This is a genomic window from Acinetobacter chinensis (assembly GCF_002165375.2).
Taxonomy (GTDB): Bacteria; Pseudomonadota; Gammaproteobacteria; order Pseudomonadales; family Moraxellaceae; genus Acinetobacter; species Acinetobacter chinensis.
In genome coordinates, this window is sequence record NZ_CP032134.1 from 2,532,926 (window position 1) to 2,556,336 (window position 23,411).

Consider the following 23,411-nt stretch of genomic DNA (forward strand, 5'->3'; position numbering starts at 1 on the left):
ATTGTCATGTCTGCAATACAGGTCATATATAAAAACGGAAAAATTACAACGCTTGATCGACAGCACCCTGAAGTGGAAGCACTTGCCATCAGTGACGGAAAAATCTTTCAGGTGGGTGACAACCAGGACATTTTAAAACTGGCAGATCGAGACACAAAAATTATTGATCTGAATGGCCGTCGGGTCATTCCAGGTCTGAATGACAGTCACCTGCACATTATCCGTGGTGGCTTGAATTACAACATGGAACTGCGCTGGGAAGGTGTTCCCTCTGTCGCAGATGCACTCAGATTACTGAAAGAACAGGCAGATAACACCCCTGCTCCTCAATGGGTTCGTGTGGTCGGTGGCTGGTCAGAGTTTCAGTTTATTGAGCGACGCTTACCTACACTCGAAGAGCTGAATAAAGCAGCTCCTGATACCCCTGTATTTGTTTTACACCTGTATGCCCGTGCCATGCTGAACCGTGCCGCACTGAATGTACTGGGCTTCAACAAAGACACCCCAGATCCACCAGGTGGAAAAATTCAGCGCGATGAAAAAGGTGAACCGACAGGCTTACTGCTTGCTACGCCATCTGCCATGATTCTGTACTCCACCTTAGGCAAAGCACCAACTTTGCCCGTGGAAGATCAGGTCAATTCCACCCGCCATTTCATGCGTGAACTGAACCGTTTAGGCATTACCTCTGCGATTGATGCAGGAGGTGGTGGACAGAATTATCCCGATGATTATGCCGTAATCAATGAACTACATAAAAATGATCAGATGACTGTGCGTATTGCCTACAACCTGTTTGCCCAGAAAGCTGGTTCAGAACTGCAGGATTATCAGAAATGGACAGATATGACATTTCCTGGAGATGGAGATTCATTGTTACAGGTCAATGGTGCAGGTGAAAACCTGACCTGGTCTGCAGGTGATTTTGAAAACTTTGTCGAACCACGCCCTGTCCTGCCTGAAAATATGGAAAGTGAACTGGAAAGCATCGTGGAATTACTGGCAGAGAAAAAATGGCCTTTCCGTATTCATGCCACCTATGATGAAAGTATTGACCGGATGCTGAATGTTTTTGAGCGGGTCAACTCCAGACAACCCTTTGCAACACGTTTTATTATTGACCATGCAGAAACAGTTTCTGAACGGAATATTGAACGGATTGGTGCATTGGGCGGTGGTATTGCTATTCAGCACCGTATGGCTTTCCAGGGGGAAACCTTTGTTCAGCGTTATGGACAGGAAGCTGCGGCTGCAACACCACCTGTAAAGAAAATGCTTGAACTGGGAGTTCCTGTCGGGGCTGGTACTGATGCAACCCGTGTAGCCTCCTATAACCCATGGGTATGTCTGTACTGGCTCTCTACAGGAAAAACACTGGGCGGTTTAAGCCTGTTTGATGAAAAGAATATTCTGGACCGTAAAACTGCACTGGAACTCTGGACCAAAGGTTCTGCATGGTTCTCAGGTGAGCAAAATGTGAAAGGTGCTTTAACTGCAGGCGAATATGCAGATCTGGTTGTCCTGTCCGATGACTACTTCCAGGTTGAAGCTGAAAATATTCAGTGGATTGAATCTGTACTGACTGTCATGGGCGGAAAAGTGGTTTATGCAGGTGCCGAGTTTAAACAGGACGATCCTCCATTACCACCGGCTTCACCCGACTGGTCACCGGTGAAAAAATTTGGTGGCTACTGGCGTCGTTCGGAAAACCGCAATGCACCCTCCTTACAACCGTTGCAGTCTGAGTCCTGCGCATGTTCAAACAGCTGTGGCATGCATGGTCACAGTCATGCATGGTTTATGGACGTCCCTGTCAAAGACAAAAAATCGTTCTGGGGTGCGCTGGGCTGTTCATGTTTTGCATTCTGATGCCCTGTTCAAAAACCTTCTGAACGGTCTGTAGCGCTCAGATGGAATGTTTATCAATGCACAGTCTCTCAGCATGAAGTTTTAAAACTGAAAATGACAGATTGTGCATCTGATTTCCCTGAAACCACCAGAAATAAATTTAATTTTTCCCAGGATACATCATGAAGGTATATCTGATTTCTCTGGCAGTTGGACTGCTTGTCGGCATTTTATATTCAATGCTGAATGTAAAATCTCCTGCTCCGCCCATGGTCGCATTACTCGGTTTACTGGGAATCGTCGTTGGTGAACAGCTTATTCCATGGATCAAAAACCTGATTTAAGCACTGAATAAAAAGAACGGATCAACCCTGTTTTGCCTTAGGCAATCCATAAAAACATCTCTCATCATCACGGATTATCCAGCAATGCGTTTCAATTTAACCAAAATTTTAAGCTTCAATGCAGGCTATGTAGATACTGCAAGTTTCCTTGCAATGCATGGACTTTTTGCAGCACATGTGACGGGTAACTTTGTGACTTTAGGAGCAGCACTGGTCAATGACAGCCCAACCGGTGCCTTTGCCAAACTGTTTGCCTTGCCCATGTTCTGTCTGATGGTGCTCCTGACCCGATTGATTGATTTACGTCTTGTTCAGGCTCATAAAAGTTCTTATGAATTTCTGCTGATTTCCAAAATTATTCTGTTCAGCCTTGCCGCTGTTTTATCTGTTTTTTATTTGCCGTTCCCACAAACAGATACCTGGCCCAGTTTTATTGTGGGTATGTTACTGGTCAGCGCGATGGCGATTCAGAATGCCATGCATCGGCTGCACTGGGTCAAAGAATCTCCGACAACCGTCATGACAGGTTCAACCACCCAGCTCATGCTTGATGTTGCAGATCTGCTCCGCAAACCCGATACAGAGAAAAAAGTACAGATTACTGCCCGTATTCAAAATATTTTACCGACCATGTTCTGTTTTGCGCTGGGTTGTGCCATTGCTGCACTGGTCTATCACTTTGCTTTACTGTGGATATTTATTATTCCACCCGTACTGACCGTACTCGCTTATCTGAAAAAAGAAGATTATAAAAAAGCCTGATGGTCAGGCTGTGTGTTCATATTAAAATGATCAGGAAATAGAAATGTCTGAAACTTCATCACAAAATCCAGCGTTCTGGAAAGACTGCCGTGACCCGATTATTCTGACCGTGGTCGGTGGTGCTATTGATACCATTGGTTTTATTGCTTTATTCGGTTTTTTTACGGCTCATGTCACAGGTAACCTGGTGCTGGCAGGCGCAGCATGGGTCAAAGGCGGTGCAGGTATATGGATTAAACTTGCAGCCATTCCACTGTTTATTATGACGGTTGCCCTCACTAAATTTCTGATTGACCACAGTTCAGCGAAACATAAAACTCTGACTTATCTGTTTATTGCTGAAGCTCTGTTTTTAACGGCTTTTATGGCAGCGGGTCTGTTTTTTGAACCATTCAAAGATGCAGATAATATTGGTGTTGCCATCACTGGTGGACTGGGACTGATTGCACTGGCGATACGTAATACATCCAGTAAAACCCTGATTAAACACATCAGTCCAAGCACCATGATGACAGGCAACACCACTCAACTGGGCATTGATTTATCACATTATGTGCGACACCGTTCAGCTGAACATAAAAAAGCACTGATCAAAAGTTTAAGCATCGTGCTGGGTTTTGTATTCGGTGCATTTGCAGGCGCTTATTTATATGTACAGCTGGATTTCTGGAGCGTGGCATTCTTTATTATTCCAGTTTTATATCTGGCATTCCTCGCTTCTCAGCAGCGTTTTAAAACACCCGAAAAATAAGTATTGTTCTTTATTTTCATAATAATCATTTAAAACAGAAATCAGATCCTGATGTAAATGACACAGGATCTGGAGTGAAAGTTAATTCATCACAGTTTGATACAGACTAAAAATACCCGTGGATTTTGCATAAATAACAACAACAAATGACAGAGAATAGATTCATGACATGCTGGTTCAGGGGTGTTTTTACCCCCTTATTAACGATCACTTAGAAATAGTGATAAAAACCAATACCGTATTTCATCCAGTCCAGATCATTCTGCTGCTGATACTCCCAGTTCAGACTGATGGAGTTCTGCTGATTCAGAGAATACTGTACCGTGCTGTTCAGCCGTAGATTCCATTGATGTGAATCTTCCCAGTAAGGCAGTTCCACCTGAATCAAGCTGTTCACTTTATCCGTCCATATATTCTGACAACCTGCCGTTGGTCCCATTCCGACACGCCAGCCATTATCAAGAGCCTTACCTGCCTGAGCATAATTCTGTATCTGTGCATAACACAGATGTTTACGCGACTGCGTTGCCAGTGTGCTTCCCATCTGAGCTTTGAAACTGAACACACCATGCTGTTCATTCTCACTGAATACGCCCTTGTGAACAGCTTCCTGTTGCCAGCCCAGATTAAAGCCCCAGCTCAATGGTGTTTTAAATGGTGTCACAGGGTTATAGGAGTTGACCGAAAGAAAGTCAAAATGATTCAGCTTCAAACGGTCGTCACGGTACTGCACCGAACCATCCCAGAACATCAGCTGAGTTCCTGTTCTGAAGCCCCCCTGAGGATCTCTCAGATCATGATATGTCTGTCTGTGTCCAAGCTGAATGAATTTATCCCCCTGGACTTCACCTGCCTGAACAGAAAAATTTCGGGCATGATGCGACTGAACCGGATTTGTCTTTGGCTGCTCTGGTGCGCTGCGCTGCTTTTCAATATCAATCCGACTACGTAAACCCAGCAACTGCCTGAACCGGGGCTGAGCAAAGCTTTCATCCACCTGTCTGGAGGTAAATTTAAGATATAAATCGTCATAAGCCATTTCAAGGATTTTTGCCTGCTCACTGGAGGTATATTTTTCCAGGTGCGATGACATCTTCCCTGGTTCTGCATAGGCAACTGTATGTGCTTCTTTGGCGAGTCGTTTCCCATGCTGTGCTGCCTGAGAAAGTAACTGTGTTTCCAGTGCAGGACGATAGACCGTTTCTGTAACCAGATCCTGCTGAGCAATGGATTTGAGCGTTTCCACAGGGATTGCAGCGACACTGAACTGATCTTTCAGATTCAGTTCTGGACGCACCAGATCAATCAGTCCGAGTAAACGATAAGCACAGTTATCACTGACAAAATAATAAGGAAAGCTGACTTTCTGCATCTCCCAGATATGCTCCACCAGCATACGGGTTTCTTCAGGAGTCAGATTCAGCTCATATTCCCACAGGTCACGGCTTTCAAAGTCACCATATTCTTTGACCTTACGGTAATACGGCATCAGGGAATACTCCCCTGGGTACTGCCCTATCAGACCTTTCCAGGCATAGGACCAATTGTCATTACCATTGACTGTCGCTGCATAATTGACAGCGTAAGACACCAGATTTAACTGTTTCTGATCTTTAGGATCAAGTCTTAACAGGGTATGTCCAAACATGGAGCTGGGATTGCCCATAAAGTCTGTTGCATAGATCAGGGTCGCTTTATGCGGTTTGATCTGACCGATCCAGCGATCAAACTCAGGACAGGCTACATCGGGCAGTTTATCTGCAGGAATACTGAGCTGTCTGATCAACCAGTTGCTTCTTGCCGGAAATCTGCAGCGCACAGACTGATCAGGTGAAGCCTGTGCAAACAGCTCTTCAATATTTGCCATTAATTCCTGTTTTTGCTGGGTCTTTCCATTTTTCGACTGGAAATAACCTGAATAACTGACATCACTTTCTCCCCGATCATTCAGATACATCAGCCTTTTCCAGGTAATATCCTGTTCAAGATTTTTATGCTGTGCCTGCTGCTGATAGTGCTGAACAATACTCTCAGAGGAGTGTTCAGTTGCTGCAACAGTCATGGAGATCAGAGAAAAAAACAAGGCGGTAAATTTCATTCAGCTCTGGCGCTTTCTTTATTATGACTTTATAGAATATGGATTTTTTAATAAGAAAAACCCTGCCAGTATGACAGGGTTTTTCTCACTTACAATTAAACGTAAGCTTTTAATACTTCATCATTTGCCATTACAGTCTGAAGACTTGCAAGAACCTGTAATGAGTTCTGATTTTCAACAGAATAGATTTCTGAGAAATTCTGTTTAGAAACAGCGAAGAAACGTGCTTTATCTTCAGATTTGATGCTCATCAGTTCTGCAAGAACATTCAGGCTTTCACCCTGACCTACAGCCATATCACGAGCAAGTGATTCTGAGTTTTCATTTGTGAATGTTACAACCTGTGCAGTAACCGTACCACCTTTACCACAACCTAAAGTACCGAAAGTAATACCCAGCAGCTGGTTAGTAAAAATACCGTTTGTTGTTGCAGCAAGGATTTTAGGAATTACACCTTTCTGTCCTGCCCAAACCTGTGTACCCACACCACAACCTACATCTTTATCTGCAAATGCAGCTGTAGAACCTACTGCCAAAACAGCAGCCAATGCCAGTTTCTTTAACATAAACTTCTCCAGAATTTTTTTCAGTGTTTCTAGTTTTTCATTGTGTAAATATTATTACACGCTTTTAATGTAGCGTTATCAATACAGGAACGCAAAACAAATTATTACAGATATTCATATTTAAAATTAAACAGCTGAATTTATTTGTCTTTTAATTTCCATTGACCATTCTCTGAGCGTATTCCAAGTATTTTTAAGACTAAAACCAGACTCAGCAGTAAAAGTAAATACCAGGAACCCAGTTTCCCCCAGCCAACCATATGCCAGGCATCCACCTGACTTGGATAAAGCCAGATTTTATAGAACGTACTGATATTTTCTGCAACCCAGATAATAAATGCCAGCAGGATCAGGACAGGTAACATAGGTAATGCAAACTGATGATGTTTTAATTCAAACCTGATGCGGGTTTTCCAGAAAATAATGATGCTCCACAGAAAAAGTAGATTTCGGAAATCCGGTATAAAAAACTTACTCATAAAATTCATATAAGAAAGTACTGCAAGGCAGAGCATATTGGCAAAACCAGGCAGTTTCTCAAATGAAACGTGATACAGACGCAGTGAACGGGCAAAAAAACTGCCGACTGCTGAATACATAAATCCCGCAAATAACGGCACCGTCATAATTTTAAACACGGCGGGCTGAGGATATTGCCAGGAAGCAATCTGAGGATGCGTCAGAAAAACTTCCATCACCATTGCCATAAGATGAAACAGTGCAATAACTTTAGCTTCAGCCCATGACTCCAGTTTCAGATACAGCAGACAGACCTGAATAATCAGAGCATAGAACAGCAGAAAGTCATAACGGAAAAAGCCATAAACAGGATCACTGCCCATGGGTGCAGTCACCACAAAAGCAATCAGCAACAAAATACCAAATAAGGCAGCAAAAGCTGCCTTATAGGAAAATTCAAAAATTGAAACGAACCAGGTCATTAATACTGATTAACCCAGATATTTCGCACTGTATTCATGCACTGTATCAATAAATGCTTTCGGACGCGCAGGATCGACCCACTGAGTAATGCCATGACCTAAATTTGCGACATAACCCGTTTTTTCACCACTGGCATAGGCATCATCCAGCATGGCTCTGGTTGCTTTTTCAATGCTGGCTGCTGAACCATATAAAGTTGCAGGATCCAGGTTGCCTTGCAGTGCAGCACGTCCATTAACTGTCTGGCGTGCAACATTCAACTGCGTGGTCCAGTCCAGTCCAAATGCATCTGCACCGGTTGCAATCATTGGCTCAAGCCACTGACCGCCACCTTTGGTGAAGAGAATGACAGGTACTTTACGTCCTTCATTTTCACGTTTTAAACCTGCCACAATTTTCTGCATGTATTTCAGTGAAAATTCAAGATATTCACGATGCGCCAGTGCCCCACCCCAGCTGTCAAAAATCTGTACAGCCTGGGCACCTGCATCAATCTGTGCATTCAGATAATCAATCACAGCATCTGCAAGTCTGTCCATCAAAGCGTGCAACACTTCCGGCTGGGCATACATCATCTGTTTCGTGAAGCGGAAATCTTTACTCGAACCACCTTCAACCATATAGGTAGCCAGTGTCCATGGACTGCCTGAGAAGCCAATCAAAGGCACCTGACCACCCAAAGCAGAACGGATGGTGGAAACTGCATTCATAACATAAGCCAGGTCAGACTTTGCATTGAATGCAGGCAGATTTGCTACATCCTGCTCTGTACGGACTGTTTTATGAAATTTAGGTCCTTCGCCTGCTTCAAAATACAAGCCCAGACCCAGTGCATCAGGAACAGTCAGAATGTCAGAAAACAGAATCGCTGCATCCAGTTCATAACGGCGCAATGGCTGTAAAGTCACTTCGCAGGCAAATTCAGTATTTTTGCACAGAGAAAGAAAATCACCGGCTTTTGCACGGGTTTCACGATATTCAGGGAGATACCGTCCTGCCTGGCGCATCATCCATACTGGTGTTGTGTCTACAGGTTCACGCAGTAAAGCACGAAGAAAACGATCATTTTTTAAGGCGGTCATTCACTTTCCTGACTTCAGTTTAATCTTTGGAATATCATAACAAAAAGTCTGACTTTTTAATAACTTCTCTCTGCATTCTGCACTTTGTATAAAATAAATATAATAAATTCAGGATTTACACAAAACAAATACTGCAACACCATTTTATTTCTGCAATACTTGTCCAGTTTTTCACAATGTAAATGAATAATTCTTAAGGTTGAATTTCATGTTCGTTCGCACATTACTCGCAATGAGTTTAAGTTGCATTTTTGCCGGAACTGCATTTGCAGCCTCCACAGCTGAACAGCCATTAAATCCTAAAGTCGTTACGGATACAGCTATTGAGGATCCAATTGATCCTTTGGCAACAGGTGCATCTGCAGCAAAAGCAACATCTGAAGTCAGAATTTCCAAACAAGAACAACAGGATCTGAATAACGCATCCCAGACACTGCAGAACCTGCAGAATGCTGAAGATACAACAGCTGCAATCGGTGAAGCCCCTGCTTCATCTGCTCAGCCTTCGACCACAGTAAACAAAACACCAGCTGTAAAAGCATCATGGACACTGGATGGTCTGAACAATGCGCAATGGTATGAAAATATCGGCAAAGGTCAGTTCCCTGTTTATGCACGTGCGCACGTTATGCTGAACAATGCACATGCTTCTCCAGGTGCAATTGATGGTTCAAGCGGTAAAAATACACTGAAAGCAATTGCATCTTTCCAGCAGATCAATGGACTGAAAGCAACCGGTATTCTGACCCGTGAAACATGGGATGCACTGGTTGCAAATCAGGGATCAAAACCTGCATTTATTGAATATACGCTGACTGATGCGGACCTCAAAGGACCATACGCAGCTTCTATTCCGCATGATTATGCACTCCAGTCAAAAATGAAAGGACTGTACTACACCCGCGTCACTGAAATGCTGGGTGAGAAGTTCCATATGGATGAAGAGTTCCTGAAAAAACTTAATCCAAAAGCAACATTCAAAAAAGCGGGTGAAAAAATCATTGTGGCCAATATCCGCAATGAAGTTCCAGAAGATATTCACCTGATTGTTGCTCACAAAGGTGCAAAACAACTTTATCTGTTCAACAGCCGTAATCAGATGATCGGTTCATTCCCTGCAACCATCGGCAGTTCTGATACTCCGTCGCCAACAGGAACATATAAAGTGACGGGTGTAGCTCCAAACCCTTGGTACAGCTACTCTCCAAGTAACTTTGTACAGGGTAAGAACCTGAAACCTCTTTCTTTACCACCTGGTCCTAACGGTCCTGTCGGTAATATCTGGATTGGTCTGAGTAAAAAGTCGTTTGGTATTCACGGGACACCAAATCCATCTGCCATTTCAAAAACAGCATCACACGGCTGTATCCGTCTGACCAACTGGGATGCCAATGATCTGGGTAAAAAAGTAAAAGCAGGCGTAACTGTAAAATTCCTTGAATAATCAGTCAGCTCTCTGAATGAAAAAGCCTGCATATGCAGGCTTTTTTTATGACTGTAATTTTCTATGATCTGTATATTTTTCTCTATCTGTTTCAAATATAGAACGACATGTTGCTTTTTTCCTGTTCTTCCAGCCTGACTCAACCTATTAAAATAAGCTCAAGTTAAAAATAAATATATGGAGTTGGCTATGACAACTTATCTACATCACAGTGAAGACCGCGGTCACGTAAAAATGGGATGGCTGGATACTAAGCACAGTTTCTCATTTGGCAGCTGGTACAACCCTAAATTTATGGGTGTCGGTTCTTTACGTGTCATTAATGATGACACAATTGCTGCACATAATGGCTTTGGCACTCACTCGCATGACAATATGGAAATTCTGACCTGTGTGCTTTCAGGAACAATTTCCCATAAAGACAGCATGGGGAATGAACGTCATATTACAGCAGGTGAATGGCAGCTGATGAGTGCCGGTACAGGTGTACAGCACAGTGAAATCAACAACGGCGATATTCCTGTGCATATGCTTCAGATCTGGATTATTCCAAATGAACAGAATGCAGAACCGAATTATCAGCAGATCATGCGTGACCCAAAACAGAATCCAAACGAATGGAATCTGATTGTCGGTCCTGATGCAAATGCGCCTATGCATATCCGCCAGAATGCTGAAGTGAAAGCCGCTTATCTTGAAAAAGGTCACAGTCTGGAAGTAAAAGCAACTCAGCAGTTTAACTATGTCCATGTGATTGAAGGTGAAATTGACATTGCAGGTCAGACGGTTAAAGCAGGTGATGCATTATTGTTTGATGATGTTTCCACACTGACTGCAAATGCAGACAGCCAGTTCATCTGGTTCGATCTGACCCGATAAAACAACGTGCTGTAAAAAAAGCCCTGACTGATGTCAGGGCTTTTTTATGAATATCTGATCTGTATATTTCAGACTTTGCTCAGATATTACCAGCGAACTTCCAGCCCCAGAGATCCGCCTTCATTTTTTGCACCTTTTTCTGAATACTGTCCATTAAACTGTCCATAGAAAGACAGGTTGGTAATCGACATCATTTTAAATCCAGCACTCACATCCAGTGTATTTTTCTCCGGCACAGCACCCTGTACTTCAAATTTATACCCTGGAGCTGAAGCAAACTGCGCTTCCATTGAACGCTTGGTCGAAAAATCATGCGCCAGACTCAGTCGGGCATAAGGCTGAATACTTCCCTCACTGAACATAAAGGTTGTATCAAACTGTGCTCCTGCAAATAATGGTACGGAATAGGCATTGTTGCCACTGTAAACAAGTCCGAGAGCCTGACTGCCATCTGTCGCTGTTTCACTGGTACTGTCCACATTTACAGCAGATACCTGCAATCCTGCAAACGGTGTAATGTTCAGTTTTTTCCATGCCAGCTTATAACCTGCCTCAGTTCGCAGATTCATCGTATTGCCTTCAAACTCTGCCTGAAGATCACTGGAAATCCCTGCTACAGGAATCACTGGCACATCCGACCCTTCAACCATCGCAAAACGTTTCGTAGATGCATCCAACCAGTCATAACTTAATGCACCCTTGATATACATTCTGTCCAGATTTTTATTGACATAAAATGCAAGACTGTTGGTCTCAGCAAGACCTGTCGTCGCTCTGTCTTCTACTGCAAACTGAGTTTTTGCATTACCAAAAGCCAGACCCAGTAATGTATTTTTATTTAGAGCATAATCCAGACCTGCAACTGTTCTGTAGCTGGTACCGGCATATGCTGCAGCACCTGAGTCACGATCTCTGTTGATCTCTGTTTTACCATTCTGCCCCGAAATCCAGACGCGCCACAGACTGTTATCAATACATTTAGCCCCATCTGGCGTAGACTGGTCACAGATGACGGTATAGACATCATTATGACGTGCATAAGCAGTCCGGGAATTCCAGTAGTCTGCCTGTGCAGAAACATCATTCAGCACACCATGTCCGTGATTGAATGCTGTCTGCAGAATTGCAGCATTTCCTTCACCACTGATGGAGTTATATGCGGTCTGTAATGCGCTGATGTCAGGTCGATACAGCAGAGCGGCTGCTACAGGTTCAAACTCGGGGCTGACCTGTGCCAGTTGAATGGCGTTGATCGCCCGTCCTAAGTGCTGTCCATTTTCAGTCAGCGTAGTCCGTGCAAAATCAATATCTGCCTGAATGGAAGATGAGTTTGCTGTAACAACTTTATTGAACAGTGCCACCGCAGATGGAACAGCTGAAACAGTAAATCCTGTATCAACGACATTGGTCGCACTGACCAGTGTCTGATTAAACAGACCCGGTGTGACTTTTTCTGGGTTCAGTAAGTTAACTGATATGGTTCCGCCCAGTGTCGCAGTCCCTGTGACACTCATAATATCGGATGCACCCAGGCTTGATGTCGAACCTGTCCCCGTACTCATTAAACTGCGCAGTCCTGCAGTTGCAACCGGCTGTACAGATCCTCGGTCAAGATCATAATCCCAATGTAAAATACCACTGTCTGTCTGTGTAAAATTACCGTCCAGATAGGTGGAGTCCACTCGGTTAACTCCACCGACAGCCCAGCTCCCTTCATTGACAGCTTCACCTTTTACAGCTGCGCCAGCCAGATTCATCTGAATAGTCTTTCCTGCAAGCAACCAGGCATTCAGTGTATTGGTCAGGGTATTACGTCCATCATCCAGCCACAGTGAACCCGTCATGAAACCGCTGTTTACTACATTATCATTGCCAGTTCCTGCATTCACGGCGTTCGCATCCAGCCAGCCAGCGGCTGCCAGCTGCATATTTTCATCCAGATACAGCCCTTCTGTTTGCCCTAATGCAGTCAGGTAACCGGCATTACTCAGAAGATTGTTCGCTCCATCAAACATACCAATCGCAGCGCCTGTTCCTTCACCACCAATCAGTACACTGTCTTTTCCAATGCTGATGTTAATATTGCCATTTGTAGAACCCTGACTCTGCGCAAAAATACTGTATGAGCCTTGTCCTTTGGTCGCAATATTGCCCTGCTGATTAACAGTGACGTTGCCTGCTGTACCTGTACCACCTGCTGAACCTGCAAAGAATCCTGTCAGATTACCTGTCGTATCCATCAGGTTTGCATAACCACCACCGCCAGCAACAGACTGAGCAACTATACCGTGGGCATAACGTCCCGCCGTATATATACCGGTCGACTCGGCACCTGCTGCTGCAACATTGCTGATATTGATATTGCCACTGTTACCTGAACCCTGCCCCTCGGTCAGTACCTGCTGAGTCGCAGCAGCGAAACCACCACCGCCACCTATAGACTGTGCAACAATGGCAGATGAACCATCAGTTTCAGTTTCGATATAACCCGAGTTATTTACGGATACATCTTTAGCATGACTTTTCGATGTACTGGTTCCGCCCAGTAATAACTGTTCGCTTAAGCCAATTGAGCCGCCACCACCAGAAATGGACTGCGCAATAATTGCCTGAGATAAACGACCTGTTGTATTGATGGCTCCGGTATTTTTTACAGTGACTGCATCACCCAGTCCAGATGCTGAGGATGAACCCAGTTCAGCATAGACAGCCATCTGATCCAGACCACTGCTCAGACCACCACCGCCACCAATCGACTGCGCAACAATGGCAGCAGCATGCTCACCTTCCGTATACAGTCCACCGTCATTTTCAACCACTACAGTCCCAGCATTACCCTGAGCACCTGTTGCTGCACCTGCGATCAATATGCCTGAAGCACTGCCCGATGTACCACCACCGCCACCAATCGACTGAGCAACAATGGCATCTGCACCATTGCCCTTAGTGATGATCAACCCGTCTTTTCCAGTATTTTTAACAGTAACGCCCGATGCATTTCCGCCTGCGATGGCATTTTTCATCGAATTAAAATAATCCTGCAATGGAGCAGAGATTACACCTTGAGCTGTGCTGACCAGACCACTGACAGATGTCATTGCGGAAATAACACTGGCTGTTGCTCCACTGCCTAAACCAATGGATCCCAGTTTTTCCTTGACCGTATTTGCTGCTCCACCAATAGTACCTGCTATGTCAATACCATAGCTTGAGCCACCCTGACCGCCACCGCCGCCAATGGACTGAGCCAGTATTCCCCTGGAGTTTTCTGCTTCTGTATAAATCAACTCTGATAAGTTAGTGACTGTAACCTGCCCGGCATTACCTGCATGTGCACCATTGCCACCCACAGAAATAAACGCTTCTTTGGTTGTGTTGTCTTTAGTATCCACACCACCGTCACTGGAACCACCATCACCACCGCCACCGCCGATGGACTGAGCGACGATTGCCGATGAGTTTTTACCAAAGGTCCGTAAAATACCTTCATTGCCCAGAATCACATTCTGCCCATTACCAGCTGCCGAACCAAATCCTCCGACTGAAACTGAGCCTGATGCATTACCACCAACACCACCGCCCCCACCAATGGATTGTGCCTGAATCGCAGCAGCACGTTCACCCTGTGTCTCAATCGTGCCTTTTGTACTGTTAGTGACAGTCACAATCTGACCATCACCACCAGTCGCCGTGGTAAATACAGGTGTACCTTTTACTTTTGCATCACTGATTTCATCAAGGACATTCGCTAGAATACCACCACCAATTGCTATGGTTGCCTGCTCAACAGAACCGCCCGTACCACCGCCGCCGCCAATGGACTGCGCGAGAATCCCCTGAGCACCATCACCTTTGGTCAGAATACCTGCATCATTGTCAACAGTTACAGTATCTGCATTGCCTGCATTTTTACCTGAACCACCGATACCGACTGTCGCTTTCTTTTCAATATCTCCACCCGTTCCGCCACCGCCACCGATTGACTGAGCAAAAATACCCCGTGAGAAAAGCCCGTCTGTAAATAAGGATAATGCGTTTTCTACGACAACCCTGCCACCATTACCCGCTGTCCCACCATCGCCACCAATTGCCAGTTTTGCTGAAGCTGTACCGCCTACACCACCACCGCCACCCACTGACTGTGCGAAAATGGCATCAGCACGGTTACCTTTGGTATAGATGATATTCTGGATGTCACCTGCCAGCTGAGTCTGCTTCGTCACAACACTCACCAGATCTGCATTGCCTGCTGCACCTGTCAGATTACTGGTATCCCAATCCTGACCCAATACGCCAGCAAGCGCACTCATACCTGCAGCCAGCTCTTCCTGAAATGCACCACCACCAACGCCAACAGTAGCACCTGAAGTATCACCGCCATTACCACCACCACCGCCAATCGCCTGTGCAAAAATACCTTTGGCATTATCACCTTCGGTCACAATAACCCCAGCGTGCTCAACATGAACTTCACCGGACTGACCGGCCGCACCTTTATAGCCACCAACACCTAAGGCAAAGGTCAATTTATTATCATTTAACTGAATATCTGAGGGGTTTAATAATTTAGTTCCATCCTTCGTAAGGTTAAAAACCTTGGATTCAACGATTGAAGTTCCACCATCACCACCACCACCGCCGATGGACTGAGCATAAATACCGTGTGAACCGCGACCTGAGGTTGCCAGTATGCCTGAACTGGTGACATTGACATCATCGGCATCATTTCCGATACCACCCCAACCTCCAACACTGAAAGAAATATTGGTATCTGATTTCGCGGTTGAAGCTGCGGTAGAACTTGAACCCGAAGTACTGCTGCCGCCTGATGTACCTGTATTGCCGCTATTAGAGTTACCTGTATTGCTCGATGAACTGTCCTTACACAGATCACCACACTGAAGCTTTAAAGTCATGGTGCTGGCATTGCCGCCATTACCACCTCCACCGCCAATCGATTGAGCCTGAATAGCACTGGATAACATACCCGAAGTAAAGATATTACCGATGCTGTTGACTGTCACAATGTCTGCTGTATTGCCGCTGCCGCCAAAGCCGCCGACTGAGGCAGTGATATTTGTCGCCTTGTCCGTATTTTTAGGACTATCAATGTATACAGAACCACTATAGCTGTTGCCGCCGTTACCGCCGCCACCGCCAATCGATTGTGCTAAAATTCCCGCTGCGCGCTCGCCATCTGTAGCAATATCACCAAGACGCTTAACATCAACAGCGCCGCCTGTACCGCCTGTACCGCCCCAGCCGCCAACACTTGCAGATAAGCCCATGCTGTTTTTGGCCAGTGATGCATCCACTGTCATTGCCATACCACCGTTACCACCGCCGCCGCCGATGGATTGAGCTAATACGCCATTACTGTAGCTTCCAAAAGTATTAATCAATCCTTCAGAATCGACATTAACCTTGCCAGCTGCATCACCATTGCCGCCAAATCCACCGACAGCAACTGATGCGCTTAGAGCCTTTTTATCTTCGGACAAATTTGAGCTTGCCGCAACCGACAGCCCAAATCCGCCATTACCGCCAGCGCCCGCAATGGATTGGGCAGCGATGCCTGATGATCCATTCCCGAATGTAGCAATATTATCTTTTGAATGTACCGTAACAGTATCAGATGTGTTGCCGTCACCGCCCCAACCGCCAATCGATATTGATGCTGCCGGTGCCGAATTGTCTTTTGAAATACTTAAAGCAAAGCTTCCGGAAAGTCCGCCGTTGCCGCCGCCGCCGCCAATGGATTGCGCCAGTATACCTTGTGAATCAGCACCTTCCGTGAGGATTGTATAAATGGGCTGATCTGGTTTACTTTCCGCTAAAATCTGGCTGTTATCAGAATCGATGCTGACTTCACCCGCAGTATTGCCATTTCCTCCAAAGCCGCCAACACTTGCCGATAATGCCAAAGCCTTACCTGTGCCTGCTTTTGCATTGACCGCAATGCTGGCTGCAACTGACAAACCACCATTGCCGCCCTCACCGCCAATGGATTGCCCCACAATTGCACTGGAGCCTACGCCTTCAGTTGCAATGACATAATTTTTATTTACAACTCCAACGTTTCCAGCACGTCCGCCATTACCGCCTTGACCGCCGACACTCACACTGACTCCAGCTGCGGTGCTGTCTAATGAACCAGCAATACTGCCCGCAATTGATAACCCGCCATTACCGCCATCACCGCCAATGGATTGAGCCAGAATGCCGTTGGAATACGAACCAGCGGTCGCAATTGATTGTACCTGGTCTAATACAGGAGTATTTGCATCAATGGAAGCGATATTGCGAACTGAAACATTATTGACCGGGGCAGTTGAGTTCTTTTTAGTTGATGCATCATAGCCGGCAGCATTTCCGCCCTTACCGCCCACAGACACTGAAGCGCTTAAAGCCAGTTCCTGTGCAAAAGCTCCGCTCAGATTTGCAGCAAATCCACCGTTACCGCCGCTGCCATTGATGGATTGAGCCAATATCGCTGAGGACGAGTTTCCAGTAGTTTCAATACTTCCTGAGTTATTCACAGACACTGTATTTGCTGTGTTCGCATCACCGCCATTACCGCCGACGCTTGCTCCTAAGCTGATAGCTTGCTTAGCACTGAGTGCCAGCGAAACCGAAGTTGAAAAACCGCCATCGCCACCAGAGCCGCCAATCGATTGCGCAATAATACCGAATGAATTATTGCCATGCGTGACAATATCATTATCTACAGTGACTTTGACCTCACCTGATTTACCGCCCGTTCCGCCATTGCCACCAACAGTTACAGCACTTGAAAATGCAGGAGCGCCTTCGAGTGATGCCGACAGGCTTAAACCTGCTGCAAAACCGCCCGTGCCGCCATCACCGCCAATTGACTGGGCAACGACACCATGAGATGAATTACCAAAGGTTTCAATATCACCATCACTGTTCAGTTTTACATTGCCTGAGTTTCCGCCTTTACCAGACCCACCACCCAGTGCGACTGAAATTGCTCCTGCCGCACCTTCTAAAGACAATGCTGCGGAACCTGCAACTGAAAAGCCGCCATTACCGCCACTTCCACCAATAGACTGAGCCTGTAAACCAGATGAAAGATTCCCTTCTGTAATCACTGTATTGCTTGAAACTAATGTGACAGAGCCAGCAGTTCCGCCATTGCCGCCTTTTCCGCCCAGACTGACACCTACACTGGCGCTCGGATATAAATTGGCACTGGCACCCGCGGCAATGGAAAAACCGCCATTACCTCCATCACCGCCAAGTGACTGAGCAAGTACCCCCGTTGAGCTTTCACCAGAAGTTTTAGTGATTTGTTCATTCTTCTTTGTGCCAGCCTTTACACTGACTGCACCAGCCTTACCGCCTATAGCGCCAGAACCGCCCAATCCCACACTGACCGTTCCACCGATTGCAGCCCCGCCAGACACGGCAAAACCGCCATTACCGCCGCTGCCACCCAGAGACTGTGCGATGATTCCCGCTGAACCTGAGCCATTGGTTATCATTGAACCATATGAATTTACATTAACAGAACCAGAAGTTCCTCCAGCACCTGCACCGCCACCCAGACTTACATTTGCTGAAGCCGCTTTGACATCCAATCCTGCACTGATAGCAAATCCGCCATTGCCGCCGTCACCGCCAATCGATTGAGCTACAATTGCTGTCGAAGCATCGCCTTCAGTTACGATATTATGATCGGTTTCAATGGTTACACTCCCGGACTTGCCGCCATCGCCGCTGCCGCCACCCAGAGCAACTCCTGCTGAATACCCACCGCCTGTCAAAGCCGTTCCTGCTACAGAAAAGCCGCCATTACCGCCTGAGCCGCCAATCGATTGAGCCAATATGCCAATCGCATTGTTCCCTGCTGTTGACAGTGTTGCTGTATTGACCGCTGAATTTTTTGATTTATTTGCTGTGACTGAAACGCCTTTGGATTGACCGCCGGCACCGCCGGCACCGCCTAGAGCCACATTTGCGGCAAATACGCCATTGCCTCCAGCCTTAACAGCAAGTGCCAGACCGCCATTACCGCCAGTTCCGCCAATAGACTGGGCTACAATCGCTGAGGAGTTATTGCCTCTGGTTGCAATTTCACCCGTACTGTTCACTATCGCATTATTTGCTTCAGCGCCTGCTGAGCCTGCACCGCCAAAACTTAGACCAATTGAGTTTCCACCCATGATATCGGCAGCACCGGCAAACCCACCATTACCACCATCACCACCAATCGACTGTGCAACAATCGCTGAGGAGTTATCACCATTGGTTTCAATGTAATCAGCATCATTTTCTACTTTGGCAACACCTGCTTTTCCTCCTGCACCACCTTTACCGCCAATGGCCAGATTTACTGCATTTGCACTACCCAGTGAAGCAGCGACTGCACCACCAGCATTCCCCCCAGCACCACCAATCGACTGACTGACGATTGCTGATGAACTGCTTCCCGATGTGACAATTTGAGCTTTATTTATGATTTTTACAGTATCTGCCTGACCACCTGCCCCACCTTTACCACCTAAAGCGATATTGGCATTCAACACAGAAGGACCTATGCTTCCGCTTACAGCAATACCACCATTACCACCACCGCCACCAACAGACTGTGCGAGAATCCCTGTGGATGAATTTCCTGTTGTTGTAATGAATGCCGCATTATCAACCTCAACAGTCGAAGCTTTACCGCCTTTGCCACCTGCTCCACCAAGAGCTACATTTGCGCTGATTAAGCTCGAACTTACACTTGCAGCAACTGTAATCCCACCATTACCACCGCCGCCACCTATCGACTGAGCCAGAACACCTGTTGATAAATCACCCGATGTTTCAATCGACCCTGACTGTGCTTTTACATTAACTGCTCCACCAACACCACCCTCAGCACCATTCCCCCCCAAAGCGATGTTTGCCGTTATACCAACTCCTGCACCAGCTGATACAGCCACCCCGCCATTACCACCACCGCCACCAATGGACTGAGCCCGAATCCCTGAAGAATCTGTACCAGATGTAATCAGTTTACCACTCTGCATATCTACAGTTACTGCACCGGCAGCCCCCCCCTTACCGCCTTTACCACCGATAGCTAATGAAACTGGACCTGCCGCCACTGACGTACTGCCATTACCACCACCACCACCAATAGACTGAGCAAGGATTGCAGATGAATTGGTTGCCTCCTTAGAACCTGTAGTGATATTTCCAGACTGGGTGACCTCTACTGCATCCGCTTTGTTACCTTCCCCACCTTCTGCGCCTATTGCTGCCAAACCAATTGCTGTACCACCATTACCACCACCTCCACCAATAGATTGAGCCAGGATTCCATACGAAAATGAACCCTTTGTAATCAACTGACTGGCTTGATTATCCACAACAACTTTTCCACCATAGCCACCAACATTCCCTTTTGCAGCTAAAGTGACCAGGCCAGCACCAAACTTACCGCTACCACCTCCACCACCTAAGGACTGAGCAATAATTGCTGAAGACTCATTCTTGCCATTCATCGTAATACTGGATTTATTATTAATTGTTACTTTATCCGCATCACCACCAGAACCACCGGAACCTCCCAACGCGGCAATCCCTACAGCATAGCCACTATTACCCCCTGAACCGCCGATTGACTGCCCTAAAATTCCTGTAGATTCATCACCATTAGAAACGATAGTCGTATTTTTATCAGTTGAGATTTCAACTGATCCTGCTTTTCCTGCACTGCTTCCCTTTCCTTGATGTGAAACAATACCGACTGAGCCACCAGCATCTCCGCCACGACCTCCTTCACTCACAGCTAAAACTCCTACAGAATTTTTGCCATGAGTAATAATTTCCAGGCTATCCGTTTGAATAACTGCCTTTCCTGCTTCACCGCCTGGATTGCCATTTCCACCCTGCGCATTTGCAGCAGCATATGATCCACCGCCATCGCCGCCAGTCCCGCCCCTGGAGGCTGCATAAAGCCCAATCGACTCACCTGTGGTTTCAATTTTTAACTTTGAAACATTAAGCACAGCATCAGAAGCATCACCACCCGCACCACCAGCTTTACCTTTTCCACCTAAATAATATGATCCACCCTTACCGCCTTTACCGCCTTCATTGACAGCCTGAATCGCAATTCCATTATTATTTTTAACTGTTGTCTGATTTTTCCCCTGCCCTTTCACAATGACATTAAGACTGTCATTTATTGCAGCAGGACTCGCAGCTTCAGCTTTTGTTGTCGGTGAAAAATTCATTGTTAAGTCATAAGATGGAATCTTAACAGTAAATTTCTCCTCATCAGCCGAATCATATGCCACAGTTGCAGTCACAGTTCTGGCAGGCGTATTGACGGATGGATCTGAATTTTTCTGGGTACTTTCAACAACAGTATATTCTGTCAGTTTCTGTTTATCTTTTGGCGTTAAAGTAATTGTTTTTATATGCGTATCACTGCCTGATGTCGCTTTAAATTTCATGACGACAACACCAGTGTTTACATCAATACTGGCAGCACCATCAGCAACATAAGTTAATCCCACATCCCCTCCAGGCTTACCTGAAGTTGGAGGTACAAACAGCACACCCGTTCTGCCATTTTTACCATCTTCAGCTTTCGCTTTCGCACCTATCGCTTTATTATCACTGTTACTGTAAGTGCTCGACCCAAGCGTGATTGTCTGTGTAAAATTATTGCTGTCTGTACAATTTATTGCGGTATTTGAAGTTGGTTTGCATGTTTTAACTGCATCATACGCATAAGCATTAACCCCTATCACGGGCAGTGCTAACAAAAATGCTGACTGTAAAGCTGTTTTAGCTGTTGATCTTTTCCCTTTTCTTTTTACATTCTCAGCAACAGCAACCCATGCCCCAAGAGTTTCATTCCATATAATGCGATATACATGATTCATTTTTATGTCCCCAGTGCAAACTTATAATCAGGACTGTTCATAGATCAATGCATATCAAATCATCAGCACCGCAAACATTATTCACAAAAAGAAGATCCTTTTCTCCTGTTGGGAATAAGTTCAAATAAACAGAAATGACCAAGTTATTAATAGAAATAATTCAGCCACGCATGAAGCATGCGTAATAAACGGCTCATTAGAGCACCTGGCTGACAAAATGAATATCACTAGAAATGGGGATTAATTACAAAAATATATACTGATTAATCAGTAAATCATTCAGTATATAAAAGCCTCAATAATTCAAAATAAACCGGATAATTAAATTAAGTCATTAGTAATCAACAAAATGATTATAATCAGAATAATCAAACAGTAATTATTGATTATATTTCACACATTACAAAGGATGATTTTATAAAAACATATCAGCCACATAATATAATTCACTTTTATCATGATTTTTTTCATATTTATTTTAGAAAAATATAATCCATATATCGGATCAGTACATCCCTGTACATTAATCTTATTCTAAATAAAACGTTCGCAATGGCGGATAACCATTAAATTCAACCGATGCATAAGAAGTGGTATATGCACCTGTACTTAACCAGTACAGGCGATCACCAATGACCAGATCCAAAGGCAACTGATATGGAATTTTTTCATACATAATATCGGTTGAGTCACAGGTTGGACCTGCCAGTACAACTTTGGACTGTTCTGCCTGAGGCTGCATTTTAGGCGTATAAATCGGATATTTGGTTGTCTCACCCAGGGTTTCAATTAAACCGTTAAATACCCCAACATCTGTATAAATCCAGCGTTTTGAGTCTTTTTCAGATTTATTTGAAATTAAAACAATTTCAGAAACAATCACACCCGCATCACCAACAAGTGAGCGCCCTGGCTCTAAAAACAGTGTAATTTCCCGGTTAAAATTATGTTTCAGATACATTTTAATCTGTTCAGCATAAGCCTGAATACTGTTGATTTCTGACAGATAGCGGGCTGGAAATCCACCTCCCATATTAATCAGTTCAAGCTGAATCTGATGCTGATTTTCCAGCGTTTCAAAAACTGATTTTACTGTATCCAGTGCTGTACGCCAGACAGTAACTTCCTTTTGCTGACTCCCCACATGAAAAGAGACACCATAAGGTTTTAATCCCAGTTTTTTTGCTTCAACCATTAAATCCACTGCCATGGCAGGGTCACAGCCAAACTTTCTGGACAAAGGCCATTCTGCTGTAGTTCCTGATTCGACCAGCACCCTGACAAAGACACGGGAACCTGGTGCAAACTGTGCAATCTGCTCAAGATCTGCACGGGCATCTGTCACAAACAGTCTAACCCCCTGATCATAGGCATATTGAACATCGACCGCTTTTTTAATGGTATTTCCAAAAGAAATCCGTTCCGGTGACACGCCACTTTCCAGAACACGATCCAGTTCATAAGTGGAAGCGACATCAAAGTTTGAACCGATATTTTTCAGACGCTGAATAATTTCACGACCTGGATTTGCTTTGACTGCATAAAAAACGGTTGCAGATGGAAAGCACTGTTTCAGTTCCTCATATTTAAACTGGATACGATCCAGATCGACCACTAAAAATGGACTGTTTTTCATTGCAGAAAAGTTCTGAATTTTTTTCCATTGTTGTGATGAATAGTAATGTTCTAACTGCATAGGAAATCCATTATTTTTCAATTTTATGATGAGATGGCATACGTTTTTAACCATCAGAAGGTCTGGAGCAGTGCTGTGACTCAATCCAG

12 protein-coding genes are annotated in these 23,411 nt (G+C 45.2%); 6 read left to right on the top strand and 6 right to left on the bottom strand.

The window, feature by feature from the left end; translation table 11 throughout:
• Window positions 1-6 precede the first annotated feature (6 nt).
• From CDG60_RS13020 to CDG60_RS13035, 4 genes are all read left to right on the top strand, one after another.
• Window positions 7-1,869, top strand: coding sequence for an amidohydrolase (locus tag CDG60_RS13020; protein ID WP_087511886.1), 1,863 nt, complete (start codon window positions 7-9; stop codon window positions 1,867-1,869).
• A 161-nt stretch (window positions 1,870-2,030) separates the two neighbouring features.
• The gene (locus CDG60_RS13025; protein ID WP_087511887.1) at window positions 2,031-2,192 is read left to right on the top strand and encodes a DUF1427 family protein; all 162 of its coding nucleotides are present in this window, start codon (window positions 2,031-2,033) and stop codon (window positions 2,190-2,192) included.
• Window positions 2,193-2,276: 84 nt separating this feature from the next.
• Window positions 2,277-2,954, top strand: coding sequence for a YoaK family protein (locus tag CDG60_RS13030; protein ID WP_087511888.1), 678 nt, complete (start codon window positions 2,277-2,279; stop codon window positions 2,952-2,954).
• Between the two features lie 43 nt (window positions 2,955-2,997).
• Window positions 2,998-3,705, top strand: coding sequence for a YoaK family protein (locus CDG60_RS13035; protein WP_087511889.1), 708 nt, complete (start codon window positions 2,998-3,000; stop codon window positions 3,703-3,705).
• Between the two features lie 211 nt (window positions 3,706-3,916).
• Here the strand turns inward: CDG60_RS13035 and CDG60_RS13040 are convergent, their stop codons facing one another.
• The 4 genes from CDG60_RS13040 to hemE form a co-directional block, all read right to left on the bottom strand.
• Entirely contained in the window at window positions 3,917-5,803 is a 1,887-nt protein-coding gene (locus CDG60_RS13040) for an Lnb N-terminal periplasmic domain-containing protein (RefSeq protein ID WP_087511890.1), read from the bottom strand.
• A 95-nt stretch (window positions 5,804-5,898) separates the two neighbouring features.
• The gene (locus tag CDG60_RS13045) at window positions 5,899-6,369 is read right to left on the bottom strand and encodes a DUF3015 family protein (protein ID WP_087511891.1); all 471 of its coding nucleotides are present in this window, start codon (window positions 6,367-6,369) and stop codon (window positions 5,899-5,901) included.
• A 140-nt stretch (window positions 6,370-6,509) separates the two neighbouring features.
• Window positions 6,510-7,310 carry a DUF817 family protein gene (locus tag CDG60_RS13050; RefSeq protein WP_087511892.1) on the bottom strand — a complete coding sequence of 267 codons (801 nt, stop codon included), beginning with the start codon at window positions 7,308-7,310 and terminating at the stop codon, window positions 6,510-6,512.
• A 9-nt stretch (window positions 7,311-7,319) separates the two neighbouring features.
• On the bottom strand, window positions 7,320-8,393 hold the full coding sequence (gene hemE / locus CDG60_RS13055; protein WP_087511893.1) for a uroporphyrinogen decarboxylase: 1,074 nt from the start codon (window positions 8,391-8,393) through the stop codon (window positions 7,320-7,322).
• A 208-nt stretch (window positions 8,394-8,601) separates the two neighbouring features.
• On the opposite strand from hemE, the gene CDG60_RS13060 reads away from it, so the two are divergent.
• The gene (locus CDG60_RS13060) at window positions 8,602-9,837 is read left to right on the top strand and encodes a L,D-transpeptidase family protein (RefSeq protein WP_087511894.1); all 1,236 of its coding nucleotides are present in this window, start codon (window positions 8,602-8,604) and stop codon (window positions 9,835-9,837) included.
• A gap of 189 nt (window positions 9,838-10,026) precedes the next feature.
• Window positions 10,027-10,716, top strand: coding sequence for a pirin family protein (locus CDG60_RS13065; protein ID WP_087511895.1), 690 nt, complete (start codon window positions 10,027-10,029; stop codon window positions 10,714-10,716).
• An 86-nt stretch (window positions 10,717-10,802) separates the two neighbouring features.
• On the opposite strand, the gene CDG60_RS13070 is transcribed toward CDG60_RS13065, so the two are convergent.
• Both CDG60_RS13070 and CDG60_RS13075 read right to left on the bottom strand, forming a co-directional pair.
• A complete protein-coding gene (locus CDG60_RS13070) occupies window positions 10,803-21,626 on the bottom strand; it encodes an ESPR-type extended signal peptide-containing protein (RefSeq protein ID WP_087511896.1) in 10,824 nt (3,607 codons plus the stop codon).
• A gap of 529 nt (window positions 21,627-22,155) precedes the next feature.
• Window positions 22,156-23,322 carry a type III PLP-dependent enzyme gene (locus CDG60_RS13075; protein WP_087511897.1) on the bottom strand — a complete coding sequence of 389 codons (1,167 nt, stop codon included), beginning with the start codon at window positions 23,320-23,322 and terminating at the stop codon, window positions 22,156-22,158.
• Window positions 23,323-23,411 lie beyond the last annotated feature (89 nt).

Coding starts and splice junctions, on each gene's coding strand:
- CDG60_RS13030 (WP_087511888.1), top strand. CDS start 2,277: ATGCGTTTCAATTTAACCAAAATTTTAAGCTTCAATGCAGGCTATGTA.
- CDG60_RS13040 (WP_087511890.1), bottom strand. CDS start 5,803: ATGAAATTTACCGCCTTGTTTTTTTCTCTGATCTCCATGACTGTTGCA.
- CDG60_RS13025 (WP_087511887.1), top strand. CDS start 2,031: ATGAAGGTATATCTGATTTCTCTGGCAGTTGGACTGCTTGTCGGCATT.
- CDG60_RS13060 (WP_087511894.1), top strand. CDS start 8,602: ATGTTCGTTCGCACATTACTCGCAATGAGTTTAAGTTGCATTTTTGCC.
- CDG60_RS13035 (WP_087511889.1), top strand. CDS start 2,998: ATGTCTGAAACTTCATCACAAAATCCAGCGTTCTGGAAAGACTGCCGT.
- CDG60_RS13075 (WP_087511897.1), bottom strand. CDS start 23,322: ATGCAGTTAGAACATTACTATTCATCACAACAATGGAAAAAAATTCAG.
- CDG60_RS13050 (WP_087511892.1), bottom strand. CDS start 7,310: ATGACCTGGTTCGTTTCAATTTTTGAATTTTCCTATAAGGCAGCTTTT.
- hemE (WP_087511893.1), bottom strand. CDS start 8,393: ATGACCGCCTTAAAAAATGATCGTTTTCTTCGTGCTTTACTGCGTGAA.
- CDG60_RS13020 (WP_087511886.1), top strand. CDS start 7: ATGTCTGCAATACAGGTCATATATAAAAACGGAAAAATTACAACGCTT.
- CDG60_RS13065 (WP_087511895.1), top strand. CDS start 10,027: ATGACAACTTATCTACATCACAGTGAAGACCGCGGTCACGTAAAAATG.
- CDG60_RS13045 (WP_087511891.1), bottom strand. CDS start 6,369: ATGTTAAAGAAACTGGCATTGGCTGCTGTTTTGGCAGTAGGTTCTACA.
- CDG60_RS13070 (WP_087511896.1), bottom strand. CDS start 21,626: ATGAATCATGTATATCGCATTATATGGAATGAAACTCTTGGGGCATGG.